Here is a 15,519-nt window from a genome sequence, read left to right as displayed (position 1 = left end):
AGTGCTATTGGGTAATTAATAATTGTTTCTTTCTTAGACGCATTCCATTTAGCATAGACAACCAAGCTAAAAATGTAATAAACATAAGAATAATAAAAATAAAATAGGCTGGAAGTTCTGTTAATACAACCCCCGTCAACATCGGATTAAATGCACCACCAAGTAGCCCTAGAGATTGGGCCGAAAAGTAACTGGCCTTCATTCCGTCTGGTGCAATACTATCTATCAGCATATATTCACCAGGGGCATAAATTAATTCACCCAGAGTGAAAATAAAGGCACCAAGAGCCCAAAGGTACAAATTTTCATGGGCATACATAAAAGTTGCCAACCCTAAAATAAAAAATAGGCTGCCTAGTGTCATTAATTTTCTTAAATTATCTGGGGTGATGCGTTTTCCGACGGTATATTGCAACGTCACCACGACAATCGCATTGACAGGCAAAATAACACCAATAACCACTTGAGCGAAATTACTGTCCGCCACAGTAATGGCATATTGGGATATCCAAGTGGTAAAAGTACCGAAAACTAATGAGCCTAAGAACGTTGATAAAATAAACCAAGCCAGCACTTGGTCTCGTAGCATAGCGACAGGGTTCCATTTACGGATTTGGCCTTCTCCTAATGGTGTCGGCTTTATGCTCTGTACAAACCTTTGTATAAAAAAGATCGGAAAAGCGGCAGAAATTGCAGCTAAATAGAATGGCAAGTTAATACTATACATTAATAACCAAGTACCAATTGGTGGGCCAACGGTCCAGCCTATATTAATAAAGGTATAGTTTAAGGAAAATATTTTTGCTTTTAATGCAACGGTGAGGGTATCTGCGAAATACGCTTTTAGTACCGTAGAGAATACGGAATAAGAGCAGTTTATTAGTGAAAAGAAAATAATAACTAAAATTGCATTATTAACGATAGGGATTGCAATAAACCCAAAAATAAAGGCGATAACAGCAAATAACATACAGCGTTTTTTGTCTACGCGGTCAGCTAGCATGCCAAAAGCCATGCTAAATAAAACACCGACTACCATAGCCATTGACATTGCAACACCGACAATATCAATAGCCATTTTATATTCACGGGTCAGGTAAATAGCCATGAAGGGCAATGTCGCACCACGCCCAATAGTTAAGAGCAGTGACGATGCAAGTAATGCACTGTTTGATATATTAAATTTAGATAACATGGCCCACAACCTAACTCATTAATTGTTGTTATAGATTTGCTTCAGACGTTCTGTAAGCTATAAAATACCTAAATTTACTGCGGTGAGATATGGTGATTAATGCTCAAAATTGAAAACAATATTTTGCTAATGCTAATGTACCATTCGCAATTAAAAATCTGGTAATATGAAATACAATCTTGATAATTAAATGTTATATGCTGTTGTAATAACCAAGAAATTAAAGTGAATTATAAGGCGAAGGATTCTTGATGTTAAAACAGAAAAAGGTGTAATTTTGCACCTTTCAGACTGCAGACAAACATATTATGTTTGGCGGCAAGTCTAATAGGTTTTGAAAATAAACGAGAAAAATCAAATTATTGATTTTCGGCTGATAACACAAAGCGGGAAAAACCACGCTTTTATCCCGCTTTGTCAATAACCTCAAAGGTGCAATTTTGCACCTTTTCGAAATAAGTAAACCTTATAAAGCGGCAGTATATACTCGGCGGCTAATATCTAAATTAATATCTTGGTGCTCACCTAATTTCACCATACCATGTGCAGCCAAGCTATTGACTAAGGGCTCAATAACATCTTGATTCAGCTGGTAATCACTAAAACGAGTACCCACATGCATTTTTTCAAAGAACTCTCGAGTTAACTCAATGGATTTGAGTGCTTTCTCTTGTTCTGTACCTGACGTAATTCCCCAAACTTGTTCGGCATATTGCACTAATTTGGCCTGTTTTTGAGGTAATTTTTCTGTCAGCATGGACGGTAGAACAATCGCGAGTGTTTGCGCATGATCCAAACCATACAGCACAGTAATTTCGTGACCTAACATATGTGTAGACCAGTCTTGTGGAACACCAACACCGATTAAACCATTTAAAGCTAATGTGGCTGTCCACATTAAATTAGCCCGAATATCATAATCTTTCGGAGTCTCAAGAGCTTTAGGTCCAATTTCGATTAATGTCTTCAATAAACCTTCTGCAAATGCATCTTGTACATAGGCATTTACTGGATAAGTTAAATATTGTTCAATCACATGAACAAAAGCGTCGACGACACCATTACTGATTTGACGGGCCGGTAAAGTATAGGTTTTGACTGGATCAAGAATAGAGAACTGAGGAAATACGTGGTCACTCATAAACGCAAGTTTAGAGTGTAGTTCTTCACGAGTAATCACAGAACCTTTGTTCATTTCAGAACCTGTAGCAGGTAATGTTAATACAGTTCCAAACGGTAGCGCAGTATTTATGGTAGTGCCTCTATTGGTGACCACTTCCCACTTATCACCTGGATAATTTACCGCAGCCGCGACAAATTTAACGCCATCAATGACCGAACCGCCACCAACAGCTAGTAAGTAGTCAAAACCTTCTTTTTCAATTTTATCGACCGCTTTTATTAAGGTTTCATAACGAGGATTGGCCTCAATTCCACCAAAATGATCGAATGTTCGAGATCCCAGAGCCTGCTCAACTTCACCTAATGTTCCCGTTTTTCTCGCACTTTCACCACCAAAAAGAATGAGAACTTTTGCCGTTTTCGGAATTAATCTATCAAGCTCAATGATTTTACCTTCGCCAAAGATAATTCGAGTTGGGTTATAAAATTCAAAATTATTCATAGATAAACCTTAGTTTGTATGGAGGGTGAGCGGTACTAAAATATCACGTATATAAACTAATATGATTGATATAAGACTAACAGGTTAATATTATAGATTAAAACTATATGATTATTTATCATAAATATGCGTTATATATCACTCGTTACATTTACTTATAATGAAATTATTGCATATTAAATGAGTGGCTAATTATTAAAATGAATATGAGTGTGTGGGGTATGATAGCTGGGGATATTATTCTGTTAACTTATTGAATTTATAATGATGAATTATTTTTTACCCATTACTTAGCCCAAGTCATCTTTATGGACAAAAGGTTGCTGTAAAATAAAATATAACTTAGTGATAGAATTAAAGTATTAAGTCTGTGAATGTGGTTTTTTTCATTATTATGTTGGTTGTTTTTGCAACGATGAGAATAAAAGAGCGATGAGACGTTTTATTAGTTTAGAGCTGCCGCCTGAGCCCATAATTAATGGCCAGTGCGTAAGAAAACGCCTGAAAAATAGCATCTGTGATAATTGTGCCAGGAGTTGTCCTGTGGGTGCGGTATCGTTTAGCCCTATGAATGCAGAAATTAATAATGAATTGTGTTTTCAATGTGGCAATTGTTTATTTGCTTGCCCTGTTGATGCGATTGAAAATATCAAACCTCACGAACGTAGCTATCAAGGGGAGTTTCTGATAGTAAAACATGACGAACCCATTGCGAATGCGGACGAATTGATTGTTTGGCACCGGCAGTATGGTATTCGTGGAATGCAAATTGCTGAACCATGGGTTGATAAGTGGTTGCCAACGATTGCAGCATTAAATTTAAAACTCAAAACGTTACAAGAACCTGTTTGGCAATTGCGAATTGTTCAGCCGGAACAAGTCGATAGTGGCCGTCGGATGATGCTATTTCGTCAAAAATTGGATTCGAAGCCTCTGGATAAGGGGCAGGTGAAAACTGGGTTAAATGCGAGAAAGCAATTTTACCCTGAAGATAGTTGGTTTAAGGTCGAGTTAGATACAGAAAAATGCATTCTGTGCGGTGCTTGTGCCAAAATGTGTGATGAGCATGCGATTGAAATTGAGAATAACCAATTTTTGATTGATGAAAAACGCTGTACAGGTTGCATGAGCTGCCAAGTCGTTTGTTTCCCTAAATCCATTCATGTACAAACATATACAGCCAAAAATAGCGTACCAAAAATTTTCCATTATTATGATGCGCAGTGCCATACTTGCCACTTACCATTTTCTTCTTGGGAAAAAGACACTCATATTTGCCCAATTTGTGCGCAACATAAGAAACAAGGGTGGTTATAATGGTAACTAAGGCCCATTTTCAGAGCCTTAGTACGCGAATTTATTAATTTAAATGATTAATTATCAGTTTAGCGATTTGTGGATTAATCATTGGTGGTGTTTCATGCCCCATACCTTCAATCACTTCCAGTTTTGCATTAGAAATATTGTTAGCAATATCTTGCCCTGCGGCTAATGGGAAGAGCGGGTCGATAGAACCATGAATAACTAATGTGGGTACATTAATGTGCTGTATATAAGAACGCAAATCTCCGGTGACGGCAACAGCCACAATTTGGCGTTTAGTGCCTTCTGGTGAATGGTTGCGTGCGAGCGATTGCAGTATATATTCACGGTAATAATTTTCATCAAATGGGCCGAATGTTGAGCTTATCCGACGATAAAATGCGAGTTGTCCTGACAAATACCCTTCTAAATCCTCTTTGGGATTAGCACTTGGGCTCATTAGCATTTGCATAACATCGGGAGCACTTTGTGGCAGAGTCGGGTTTCCAGTCGATGACATAATTGCACAAAGAGATAATGTACGTTTAGGAAATTTTGCTGCCACTATTTGGGCTATCATCCCTCCCATGGAACGACCGATAAAGTGGGCTTTATCAATAGATAACGTATCCAAGAGCTGGATAATATCTTCAGCCATATCGAATAAAGTATAAGGAACAGCAAAAGGCTCACCTTGTTGCATTTTTTCAATCAATACCCCTAAATCAATAGGTGGGAACTCATTGATATGATGAGATAAACCCGCATCTCGGTTATCTATACGTAACAGGTAAAAACCGGCATCTGCAATTTCCTGACAAAAGTCTGACGTCCAACTAATGTTATGGCCACCTAAGCCAGGAATGAGGACTATAGTAGGGTTATTTGGTGAACCAAATGAATCATAAAAAAGTGGAACTGAATTGGTTTTGGTCATTTTTCTTCCGGTATCTTCATTAATAGTACTATTTATATGCCGTAGTTTCGTTGCAATTACGAGCCATAAAAAATGGCAATGATTACCTATGATATAAACGAAGTTTATCATGGTAATCATTTTATTGATGAAGAATGTCAGATTAATGTGTTTTAAATTGATAAATAGCGAGTGCCAGCAACGCTATTGTGAGTAATAAAATTGCGATGATGAGATTAGTAGATAACCCATATAAGAAGACAACCATGCTGCCTAAAGCAGAACCCAAAGCAATACCCGCATTAAAAAAAGCAATATACAGAGAACCCGTAATTTCAATATGTTGAAGACTGTGCGTAATCATCCATGTCATCAATGTGACGGAGACTCCACCATAAGCCATTCCCCAAGCGATAATAGTTAGGCCGCCAATTAATGTTGTCAGGGGTAAAATAGCAAGCAAAAATAAGCAAGCAATAATGATTGTTATAATGATAAACAAGGATAAATTAAGCTTTTTCCCCGCCGTTAAGCCAAAGATAAAATTCCCCAAAATGCCCGCGATACCATAAAAAAATAGCATAATGCTAAGTTGTTCACCTGTTGCATGAATATTAGCGACTAATAGCGGTCTAATATAGGTAAACACCATGAAATGCCCTGATACCAAAAGTAAGGTAATGGCTAACCCAAGTAATATTGTTGGGCGTTTTAATTGTGCAATAAAAGCGTTAGCAGAAGGTGGTGTGACCGTCGGTAAAGAGGGTAAAAGTACTACCATTAACAATAATAAAATACATGATAAGGCGCTCATTAAGAAAAATGCGCTGCGCCAATCCCACCATTCACCCATAAAAACGCCTAATGGAATCCCCACTACCGAGGCAGCAGCCACTCCACCAAAAATCATTGATGTTGCTAAATTAACATGTGCTGATGCCACTAAACGCGGTGCTATTCCACCTGCGATCGCCCATATAATGCCAATACACAAACCAATAAATAAGCGGCTAATTAATAGCAATGTAAAATGAGACGTGATTGCCGCAAGCAAGTTACATACAACGAGCAGTAGCGCACCCAAAATCAGCAATTTTTTACGATCAATTTGTTCGGTAAATAAAATGACCAATGGTGAGCAAATTGCGGCCACAACAGCGGGCAAAGTCATAAGTAACCCGCTCAAACCGATAGAAATAGAAAATTGATTGGCAATAGGGGTTAATAGGCCGACGGGTAACATTTCGGTGGTCACAACGATAAATGTGGCGAGAGTTAAGGTCAGTATTGCCCCCCATGAACGAAGCGTACTGATGCTATTTGAATGTTTAATGCATTGTGAAGACATAATCTACCTAACTAAAAATAAACTTGTTGAAATAGCATATAGGGGACATGATAGGAGATAAATATATCAAATGTGGCAATATTGGGGATGAAACGTGTCTAATTCAGCGTCTCTAGTGATGGATAACTTACTTGATTTAAAAGTCTTTGTGGATGTTGTTGAAACACTGAGTTTTACGAAATCAGCCGAACGGCTAGCGCTATCACGTTCAGCGATTGGGAAATGTATTGGACGACTAGAACATCGTCTACAAACTCGCTTATTACATCGAACGACACGAAGTATTCATTTAAGTGATGAAGGTCAAGTGGTGTATGAATCTGCCATTAACATATTGCAAGAGATTGAAAGAGTTGAAAATACATTAAGCCAAGGCCAGCAACAACCAAAAGGGTTATTAAGGATAACGGTACCTGTGGTATTTGGAAAACGTTTCATTTTACCTCTTGCTCAACGTTATCTAGCACAATGGGAACAGGTTGAGGTGGATGTGGATTTTAATGATGACTATTGTGATATTGTGCGCGATGGTTTTGATATTGCGATCCGTATTGGCGGAATGGATGATAACCGTTTAGTCCGTAAAGTCTTAGCCCCACATCGGTTAATCACGTGCGCATCCCCTGAATATCTCCAGCAACGAGGTGTGCCAGTAAACCCACAAGCATTGCAATATCACAGTATGCTGGTGTTTAGGCACCGAGGGTATAATGTGTCATGGAAGTTTAAAATTAATGGGCATTTGCAAAATTATCCAGCTCAAGGGCGTTTAGTATTAAATGACACCGAGGCTATTCTCGCCGCAGCTATAGAAGGACAGGGAGTGTGCCAGTTAGGTGCATTTTTAGTGAGTGAGGAAATCAAAAAAGGCCGATTAGTGCCAGTGCTAACCGAGTTTTCCCTGCCTGAGTCACCTATTTGTGCGCTATATCCGACAAAACGTTATTTACCCCCTAAAGTTCGTGAGTTTTTAGCGCTAATTGATGAGTGTTGGGAAGGAAGGGCAATTTGGGAGTGATTATTACGCTAAATAAGCCTGTTTTCAGTCAATTCCGTAAAGCAATTAAAAATCATTGAGATATGATAAATAGTAAGCAAATGGTTTGCTTGAGTAGAATTATTATTAATATATTTTTAGGTTTTATATGATTTACTTTATTTCAGATACCCATTTTTGCCATTCAAATATTATTAACCTATGTGACCGACCGTTCAAGAGTACCAGTCACATGAATGATACGTTGACTCATAACTGGAATGCGTATGTTACTGAGCATGATGAGATCTACATACTCGGTGATTTTTTATACAAGGGGAATGGTGCGGATGCGAATAAAATATTACGTCGCTTAGCAGGGAAAAAATATTTGATCCGCGGCAATCATGATAAATTTTTGGACGACCCTGAATTCGACCAATCGTTGTTTGAATGGGTTAAAAGTTATTACGAGTTGGAATATCAAAAACAAAAATTAGTGTTATTCCATTACCCAATATTAGAATGGCAAGGCTTCTTCCATGATGCGATTCATTTATACGGCCATGTTCATAATTCAGGGAAAGACCCAGAGCAGTTTAAGCGCTTAGCGGTGTTAGGGCCCCGTGCTATTAATGTCGGCGTGGATGTAAATGATTTTTTCCCCATCAGCATTAAACAGATATTAAAAAAAGCCAATCGTTAACTGTCTTTTTTCGCATACAAATAAACTGAGGCTCTTGATACCCCTAAGTGCTGAGCCACCGTTTCCATGGATTTTTTGATATCTAACAGGCCTTCATTGCGTAGTACTTCAATTAAGTTTTTTCTTTCATCTACTTTCAATGTCCGTGGTGTCGCAGCTAAGGTGGCAGCATATTGGTCAATACGCATGCGGATGGCTTCTGCACCGTTAGGCTCAATATGCTCTTTTATTGGGCTATTACCTACGTCAATAAATTGCGATAACATACTTTGCATACTTCTAAATAATGTCATATCCAGGTTTAAGCACAATGCTGCAATGTATTGCCCTGACTCATCTTTAATACCAATCGAAGTGCTTTTTACTGGGCGTCCATCAGAAAATTGATTGGCGTAATTGGCAATAATGTTCGGAAAATCTGCAGATTCAATTCTTGCATGGCCGAGTTCGGTAGTTGGCTCACCAACTTGGCGACCAGATAAGTTATTATGAATAGAAAGGATTGAGTGTTCCGGATTTTTAAGGTCGTGTACCACCACTTCACAAAAAGGGGCAAATGTTTCACTAAGACCTTTCGCAATAATTTCAACTTGAGCCAGTACTGAATTATCTTTTTGATCTGACATGCTGTTTCCCTTCATCCATCAAGTGCTAATCCCTAATTTTAACCTATTTTTAGTATTGCTAACAGATGAAGGGCGGTGATCACTGTGAAACTAATTCTTTATAAAACTAGTTACTTATGAAACTAATTGTGCAAAGTGCTGAATATCAACATTACCACCGCTGACAATGATCCCCACACGCTTACCTTGAAACTGTTCTTTGTGGGCAAGGGCAGCAGCATAGGACAAGCAACCTGTCGGCTCAACGATAATTTTCATGCGTTCAGCATAAAATTTCATGCGATCAATAAGTTGTTCATCGGTTACAGTGAAAATATCATCAACCTTGTTTTTGATAACAGCAAAGGTGTAGTTACCTAAATGTTGGGTTTGCGCACCGTCTGCGATGGTTTTTGGCGTATCAATGTGCACAATTTCCCCTCGACGAAATGATTGTTGCGCATCATTGCCGGCTAAAGGTTCAACCCCATAAATTTGGCAGTTAGGTGATAATTTTCTGGTTGCAATGGCACACCCTGAAAGTAGGCCTCCGCCACCTAAGCAAACAAATAGGGCATCCAATTCACCCACTTCTTCAATCAGTTCTTTGGCTGCGGTACCTTGGCCAGCGATGATATCAGGGTGGTCATAAGGAGGAATAATCGTTAACCCTTGTTGAGTAGCGAGTTGTTGACAAAGCACTTCTCTGTCTTCTTTATAGCGATCAAAACGGATAACGGTGGCACCGTAACCTTGTGTAGCAGCCACTTTCACCGCAGGTGCATCATTGGGCATAAGAATGGTGGCTGGAATGTGTAAAAGTTGTGCCGCTAAAGCGATACCTTGCGCATGGTTACCGGAAGAAAATGCAATAACGCCCGCTTTTTTCTGTTCGGAGCTTAACAAACTCAACGCATTAAAGGCTCCTCGGAATTTAAACGCCCCCATACGCTGAAAGTTTTCACATTTAAAAAACAGTTCGCCCCCAAATTCTTTATTTGCGGTGGTTGATGTGAGAACAGGGGTTTTATGTGCAAAACCCGCAATACGTTGTGCTGCTGCTTCTACATCTTGATAGGTCGGTAATATTAATTCTGACATGATATAACCCCAATGAATAATAAGTAATTAAGCAGATATCGCAACGGCTTCAATTTCTAATGCTGCACCAAAATGAAGTTCAGCAACGCCAGCGACAGCACGGGCCGGGCGGTGATCGCCTATCCACTTAGCATAAATCTGGTTAAACAACGGCCAATTTTCCATATTTGTTATATAAACTCGAACTTGAACCAAATGCGCTTTGCTACAATTAACGGCATCTAAGCATGCTTGTAAATTAGCAAGCACAAGTGTGGCTTGCTCTTGGAATGCTACGTCAGTCATCGCATTGCCAAACTTATCAACGGGTAATTGCCCTGAGATAAAAACCAATCCATTTGCAGTAACACAGTGTGAATAATGCCCTTTTGGAGCAATGAGTGTCGGTGCATTCACACATTCAATAAGTTGATTCATATCTACCTCACCATGCACAAAATACGTTAGTTAGATTTTTAGTCTAATATTAGACTTAACGTTTGGTCAACGTTTTTCTTCGCGAATAAATTTGATGTAAATAGCAATAAACTGTTATCAGAATTATCGTCAACATAATAAAAAGAAAAATAGAGGTATAAGGCAGTTAATTAAATAATTCATTGGGTAAAGGTTAATTATAAAGAGTAAACCTATAGCTATATCCCTATAGGCAGAATTTAAAATCGCAAGACAGGTTTAATGATATATCTTAATTAAAAATGATTAAGAATAATCAAATTGTGACGATATCATTAAAATGATAAGAAGTTGTTATATAAATACTTTTAGGGATATCAGATGGCAAAGTTCACATTTAATCTTCTTTCAATTTTTGGGAAAAAAGAATCACCCGTTGCAGAACAATATTTACAAGAAGCGCTTTTACCTTTGTCTGTCTTAGATGAAGAACTACCTAAAACCGTTTTAGAGTATGTATTAAATGGAAAATCGCCAGAAGTATTGGTTCAATTAAGCCAATTGGATACCGAAAAAGCGGTTATTTTGCTCGATAAACCCGGCACCGTAGATTGGTGGTGGGGAGGGAATAGCTTTAATTCGAGCCAATATAATAAATTAATTCGCCAAGGGGCAAATGCAAGACATAAACTATATTCGAAAGTGGGCGATGGGATTACTTCATCACAAATTGCCCGTTTTGCTAAAGTTTTAGCGGCGGCATGCCAAGATATTAACATCAAAGTATTAACGCCTGAATTACCGTCGTGGGTAAGTTATTTAATGGGTGATGCATTTGCAAAAACCTATGATAATTCGCGGGATACTAAGTTAGAACACCGTAAACATTGGCATTTTGACCTACTAACGGAAATCATCGAACAAGAGACAGATAAACCAGCTAACACTATTTTATATATCATTTTCGATCGCCATCATTTATCTGATTACCATTATGATAACTTAAATCGGTTATTTGTCATTCCAGGATTCAAAGCGTATTTAATTGCAGAACAAGCGTTTATTAAGCAGACGTTAGCGAATAATTTATCTGCTGCAGGGCAAATACAGTTAATCAATACACTGAAGAAAGACGTTGAGCTTTATACGCTTTTTGCTGATGTATTAGTTTCTTTTGCTACTAGTTCGTTAAAAACAGTGCGTGCAGCCGCGGAACCCACAATGGCAATTTTACCTGCACAATCGGTAACACAACATTTAACACAAATTTTAACAGGAGGTACGCCAAAACAGCGTACCCAAGCTGCGGATTTGTTTGCCCGTATAGGCGAACACAGAGAGATATTAGCAGCGGCATTGACAACTGAAACCAATAAAACCGTACTGAAAAGTATTGAAAGTGCAATTTCGAGATTCTCAGTAATGGATACAGCCAGCCAAGTTGAAGAGGCTGAGTTGCCTGAGTTCGTTGAACTAGAAGATACACCACTGCCTGAAAGTGCAAAAGATATTTTAGTTAATAATTTCAATGAAATGCTGCAAAAGGCAAAGGAAAATGCAGAGAGTGAAATTGAAGAAAACAAAAAACAGAAGCACAGCTACAATTGGGCACAACGACATTATAAAGAATTCCAAAAACTCAATGAGCAAGCCTGCTGTAAGGTGATTGATAAGCTGAATTCAGGTAAGGAAATTATTACTGATCATGAATATAGCGTGGTGAAATTTAAAGAACGTATTACTAACTTGCCCGAATATACCTTATTCCATGCATTACGTCTTATCAGCCATAACCGAACAAATGAAGAACACTTATCCCATTATCATCTTACACGGGAAGTTCCACCGCGAATTCTTGGGCAAATTGAATTGCGCCAGCTAGAAAAAACGTTAACACAATGTCATTTTAAAAATGCAACACGGTTGATTGCAGACCTTTGTTTACGTTCATATGCTAATGGGTTAGCTATTTTTAACCAGCCAGCACAAGTTTGGCCGTTTTTCATTCAATATCCAGATTTTATTGCAGAAGCATTAGGTTTAATTCCTCAACAAGAAACGCAGCGTTATTATCAAGAATATGATGCGGCGAGTGGAATTGATGTCCTTGCAATGTTGCCGACCATTCCAGCGCGTTTTATTCCACGTATTATGGAGTTGGCTCTTGGGGAAAATAAAACCCATCGTCTGAGTGCGCAAAAACTACTAGAGACATTACCGAATATTCACCTTAACGCGGCAGAAGGGTTAGATTCAGGCAAACAAGAAATTCGTGTCACCGCCATTGAATGGTTGGCTCGTTTGAAAAATTCAGAGTCATTAAAACCACTCTATGCCTTATTAAAGAAAGAAAAACGGGAAGTTGTACGGGCGGCCTTGTTAACTGCACTGGAACAATTTGGGGAGGATATTTCCGGCTATCTTGCGCCTAAAGTGTTATTAGCTGAAGCGCAAAAAGGGCTAAAAGCGAAAGCGCCTGCCAGTATGGCATGGTTTAATCTCGATTCTTTGCCGGCATTAACTTGGCAAAATAATAAACCCGTAGAAACAGATATTATTCGCTGGTGGGTAATTCTGGCCGTTAAATTAAAAATGCCAGCCGGTAATGGGTTACTTCAACGTTATATTGGTTTACTTTCGATAGATAGCCAAAAGAAATTAGGCAGTTTTATTTTAAATAGTTTTATCGGACAAGATATTGCTGGGCCGTCATTAGAAATGGCAATGGCAGAAGCAGAACGTGATGCTCCAAAACGCTTAGCTAATTATCAAGATTGGGTTAAACGCTGGCCTGAATATTATAGTCAGTATGAAAACTATACTTTAGAACAGACGTTTAATGAGATAAAAAATGAAGTTCTGCGCCGCTATTTAGGTTCCGCCATTAGTGATAAAGGGATGTTAGCGCTGATTTGTGGTATTGAAGGGCACCTTGCCGTAACCACATTGCGCAACTATATGCGTGATCATTACCAACGTCGCGCACAAATTGAAGCCATGATTGATGCAGTGGCGACAAGTAATGACCCTCTCATCATTCAATTACTGTTGTCTCTTTCTCGCCGTTATCGTACCGCGTCAGTTCAAGAAAAAGCGCGCGGACTTGTTGCTCAAATTGCTGAACGTAATAGTTGGAGCGCGGATGAACTTGCAGACAGAACAATACCGACTGCCGGAATGGATGAAACAGGTATTTTGGCACTTGAATACGGTGACCGTACGTTTACTGCGAAGCTGGACGCACAGCAAAAATTAGTTTTATTTAATCCCGAAGGCAAAGAAATCAAGGCATTACCCGCTGCACGTAAAACCGACAATGAAGAATTGGCTAAAGAATCTAAAAAGCTCTTCACTGCGAGTAAAAAAGAACTCAAGCAAGTCATTGAACTGCAAACGGCACGTTTATATGAAGCGATGTGTGCAGAGCGCCTTTGGACAACCGCAGATTGGCAGGAATATATCCAAGCGCACCCGGTGATGCGTGGCCTTATCGAAAAATTAGTTTGGATAGAAACGAAAGAGAACAATACCCTGAATGTATTTCGTCCATCGGATGATGGCAGTTTATTAAATTTAGATGATGACGAAGTGACGTTATCTGCTGACTCTTACATCAAATTAGCCCATGCTGCATTGGTCAATGAAGATGAGCGAAAAGCGTGGATAACGCACTTTAAAGATTACAAAGTGAAATTTTTATTTTCACAAATGGAACATAAAATCCCTGATCTGGATCTGAAATTAACTGAAATTGAAGATCGTAAAGGGTGGTTAACCGACACCTATACCTTGCGTGGCGTCTTGACAAAAATGGGTTACCAACGCGGGCAAGCAGAAGATGGTGGGAGTTTTACCCATTATGCAAAACACTTCGCCAGTTTAGGTTTTTATGTCTATATCGAATTTAGTGGCAGCTATGTGCCAGAGGAAAATATCCCAGCGGTCTTGTTTTCATTAAGCTTTGAAAAATCACAACAAAGCTCATGGAACCGCAGCTATATCGAGTTAAAAGATATCCCACCTATCTTATTAGCTGAAAGCTATGCGGATTATTTAAAAGTTGCGGATGCGTGTGCAGGTTTTGATCCCGAGTGGGAAAAGAAAACACCTTGGTAAGTGGGTTTAACGTAGGATTTTAGAATGACTAAAAATAAAACAACAGAAGGGAATATTCTGCGTGAAAGCGCAGAAATTCGTTTTGCCGATGAATTGGCACGTTTAACCGAAGCGGATAAACAGAACCCGAAACCACAAGGGTGGTTGCGCTCACCTCGTGTTGTTAGGCAATTTATCTTAGGTGATGAATCACTCAATATTTCTGCAAAATTTTTCGGTGATGATGCTTTAGTTGACCGTGCAATTGTGACGTTATTAGGTAAACAAGGGTTAATGTTAGTCGGGGAGCCTGGGACGGCAAAATCCATGTTATCGGAGTTATTAGCTGCTGCAATTAGTGGTGATTCAGGTTTAACCATTCAAGGAACCGCAGGTACAACTGAAGATCATATTAAATATTCATGGAATTATGCATTGCTACTCGCTGAAGGCCCGACAGAGAAAGCACTGGTTAGCTCGCCATTATATCAAGGTATGCAAGAAGGTAAAATTGTGCGTTTTGAAGAGATCACGCGCTGTCCCCCTGAAATTCAAGATGTACTGGTTAGTTTGATGTCAGAAAAGCAAATGATGATCCCTGAAATGAAAGACAATGCACGGATCAGCGCGAAGCAAGGGTTTAACTTAATTGGTACAGCAAACTTGCGTGATCGCGGCGTTCATGAAATGTCATCAGCGTTAAAACGTCGATTTAATTTTGAAACGGTACGGCCTATCCAAGATCCCGCATTTGAAATTGAGCTGATCAATAAGCAATTAACCGCAGAGTTAGCTGACCTCAATGGCCAAGTAACTATCCCAAGCAACGTGATCGAGCTGTTAGTTACCACGTTCCAAGAATTGCGTTCAGGAAATACCAAAGATGGGGGCAATATTAAAACGCCAGACGCGGTGATGTCGACAGCTGAAGCCGTTAATATTGCTTATGCATGTGCACTTGAAGCCCATTACTTAGGTGATGGCACACTCAATGCAGGAGCAGTTGCACGCCAGCTTATTGGCGTGGTTTTAAAAGATAACGCAGACGATATCAAACGGATGTGTTATTACATTGATAATGTCGCGAGAGAAAGGGCGAAACATAGCCAAGAGTGGAAAGCCTTTTTTGATGCTTCGAGGGCATATTGGCAATAAATTTTCATAACAAGGGTAGAGCCACTATGGTTCAACCAACCCTTCGTCATGATGACTGAATCAGTACAAGGCCATTCAAGACGAATAACCCTTAGGGAAA

Annotated in this window: 12 protein-coding genes; 5 read left to right on the top strand and 7 right to left on the bottom strand. The window is 39.2% G+C overall.

Annotated elements, in window-relative coordinates:
- Window positions 1-4: 4 nt before the first annotated feature.
- Window positions 5-1,195 carry an efflux MFS transporter YdeE gene (gene ydeE / locus PSE60_RS06525; RefSeq protein WP_222959663.1) on the bottom strand — a complete coding sequence of 397 codons (1,191 nt, stop codon included), beginning with the start codon at window positions 1,193-1,195 and terminating at the stop codon, window positions 5-7.
- 466 nt (window positions 1,196-1,661) lie between these two features.
- A complete protein-coding gene (locus PSE60_RS06520; protein ID WP_222959661.1) occupies window positions 1,662-2,819 on the bottom strand; it encodes an iron-containing alcohol dehydrogenase in 1,158 nt (385 codons plus the stop codon).
- A 432-nt stretch (window positions 2,820-3,251) separates the two neighbouring features.
- Between PSE60_RS06520 and PSE60_RS06515 the strand changes: the two genes are divergently transcribed.
- Entirely contained in the window at window positions 3,252-4,136 is an 885-nt protein-coding gene (locus PSE60_RS06515) for a DUF362 domain-containing protein (protein ID WP_222959659.1), read from the top strand.
- A gap of 43 nt (window positions 4,137-4,179) precedes the next feature.
- Here PSE60_RS06515 and PSE60_RS06510 read toward each other — a convergent pair whose 3' ends face one another.
- Entirely contained in the window at window positions 4,180-5,058 is an 879-nt protein-coding gene (locus tag PSE60_RS06510; protein WP_222959657.1) for an alpha/beta fold hydrolase, read from the bottom strand.
- Between the two features lie 142 nt (window positions 5,059-5,200).
- Window positions 5,201-6,385, bottom strand: coding sequence for an MFS transporter (locus PSE60_RS06505; protein ID WP_222959655.1), 1,185 nt, complete (start codon window positions 6,383-6,385; stop codon window positions 5,201-5,203).
- A 94-nt stretch (window positions 6,386-6,479) separates the two neighbouring features.
- Between PSE60_RS06505 and PSE60_RS06500 the strand changes: the two genes are divergently transcribed.
- Window positions 6,480-7,403, top strand: coding sequence for a LysR family transcriptional regulator (locus tag PSE60_RS06500; RefSeq protein ID WP_262416978.1), 924 nt, complete (start codon window positions 6,480-6,482; stop codon window positions 7,401-7,403).
- 127 nt (window positions 7,404-7,530) lie between these two features.
- A complete protein-coding gene (locus PSE60_RS06495) occupies window positions 7,531-8,067 on the top strand; it encodes a metallophosphoesterase family protein (RefSeq protein WP_272664890.1) in 537 nt (178 codons plus the stop codon).
- Here the strand turns inward: PSE60_RS06495 and PSE60_RS06490 are convergent.
- The 3 genes from PSE60_RS06490 to PSE60_RS06480 form a co-directional block, all read right to left on the bottom strand.
- Entirely contained in the window at window positions 8,064-8,693 is a 630-nt protein-coding gene (locus PSE60_RS06490) for a helix-turn-helix transcriptional regulator (RefSeq protein WP_222959653.1), read from the bottom strand. The genes PSE60_RS06495 and PSE60_RS06490 overlap by 4 nt on opposite strands.
- A gap of 114 nt (window positions 8,694-8,807) precedes the next feature.
- The gene (locus tag PSE60_RS06485; protein WP_222959651.1) at window positions 8,808-9,773 is read right to left on the bottom strand and encodes a threo-3-hydroxy-L-aspartate ammonia-lyase; all 966 of its coding nucleotides are present in this window, start codon (window positions 9,771-9,773) and stop codon (window positions 8,808-8,810) included.
- Window positions 9,774-9,800: 27 nt separating this feature from the next.
- Entirely contained in the window at window positions 9,801-10,190 is a 390-nt protein-coding gene (locus tag PSE60_RS06480) for a RidA family protein (protein ID WP_272664889.1), read from the bottom strand.
- A gap of 360 nt (window positions 10,191-10,550) precedes the next feature.
- On the opposite strand from PSE60_RS06480, the gene PSE60_RS06475 reads away from it, so the two are divergent.
- On the top strand, window positions 10,551-14,285 hold the full coding sequence (locus PSE60_RS06475; RefSeq protein WP_272664888.1) for a DUF4132 domain-containing protein: 3,735 nt from the start codon (window positions 10,551-10,553) through the stop codon (window positions 14,283-14,285).
- Window positions 14,286-14,309: 24 nt separating this feature from the next.
- On the top strand, window positions 14,310-15,419 hold the full coding sequence (locus PSE60_RS06470; RefSeq protein ID WP_272664887.1) for an ATP-binding protein: 1,110 nt from the start codon (window positions 14,310-14,312) through the stop codon (window positions 15,417-15,419).
- The last annotated feature ends 100 nt before the right edge of the window (window positions 15,420-15,519 follow it).

The sequence above is a fragment of the Providencia sp. PROV174 genome, from assembly GCF_028480685.1.
Classification (GTDB): domain Bacteria; phylum Pseudomonadota; class Gammaproteobacteria; order Enterobacterales; family Enterobacteriaceae; genus Providencia; species Providencia rettgeri.
This window is presented reverse-complemented; position numbering and strand designations above follow the sequence as displayed.

Bases quoted from the DNA above. Each gene is read 5' to 3' on its own strand.
- PSE60_RS06510 (WP_222959657.1), bottom strand. From the start codon at position 5,058: ATGACCAAAACCAATTCAGTTCCACTTTTTTATGATTCATTTGGTTCA.
- PSE60_RS06480 (WP_272664889.1), bottom strand. From the start codon at position 10,190: ATGAATCAACTTATTGAATGTGTGAATGCACCGACACTCATTGCTCCA.
- PSE60_RS06490 (WP_222959653.1), bottom strand. From the start codon at position 8,693: ATGTCAGATCAAAAAGATAATTCAGTACTGGCTCAAGTTGAAATTATT.
- PSE60_RS06505 (WP_222959655.1), bottom strand. From the start codon at position 6,385: ATGTCTTCACAATGCATTAAACATTCAAATAGCATCAGTACGCTTCGT.
- PSE60_RS06515 (WP_222959659.1), top strand. From the start codon at position 3,252: ATGAGACGTTTTATTAGTTTAGAGCTGCCGCCTGAGCCCATAATTAAT.
- PSE60_RS06520 (WP_222959661.1), bottom strand. From the start codon at position 2,819: ATGAATAATTTTGAATTTTATAACCCAACTCGAATTATCTTTGGCGAA.
- PSE60_RS06485 (WP_222959651.1), bottom strand. From the start codon at position 9,773: ATGTCAGAATTAATATTACCGACCTATCAAGATGTAGAAGCAGCAGCA.
- PSE60_RS06495 (WP_272664890.1), top strand. From the start codon at position 7,531: ATGATTTACTTTATTTCAGATACCCATTTTTGCCATTCAAATATTATT.
- PSE60_RS06470 (WP_272664887.1), top strand. From the start codon at position 14,310: ATGACTAAAAATAAAACAACAGAAGGGAATATTCTGCGTGAAAGCGCA.
- PSE60_RS06475 (WP_272664888.1), top strand. From the start codon at position 10,551: ATGGCAAAGTTCACATTTAATCTTCTTTCAATTTTTGGGAAAAAAGAA.
- ydeE (WP_222959663.1), bottom strand. From the start codon at position 1,195: ATGTTATCTAAATTTAATATATCAAACAGTGCATTACTTGCATCGTCA.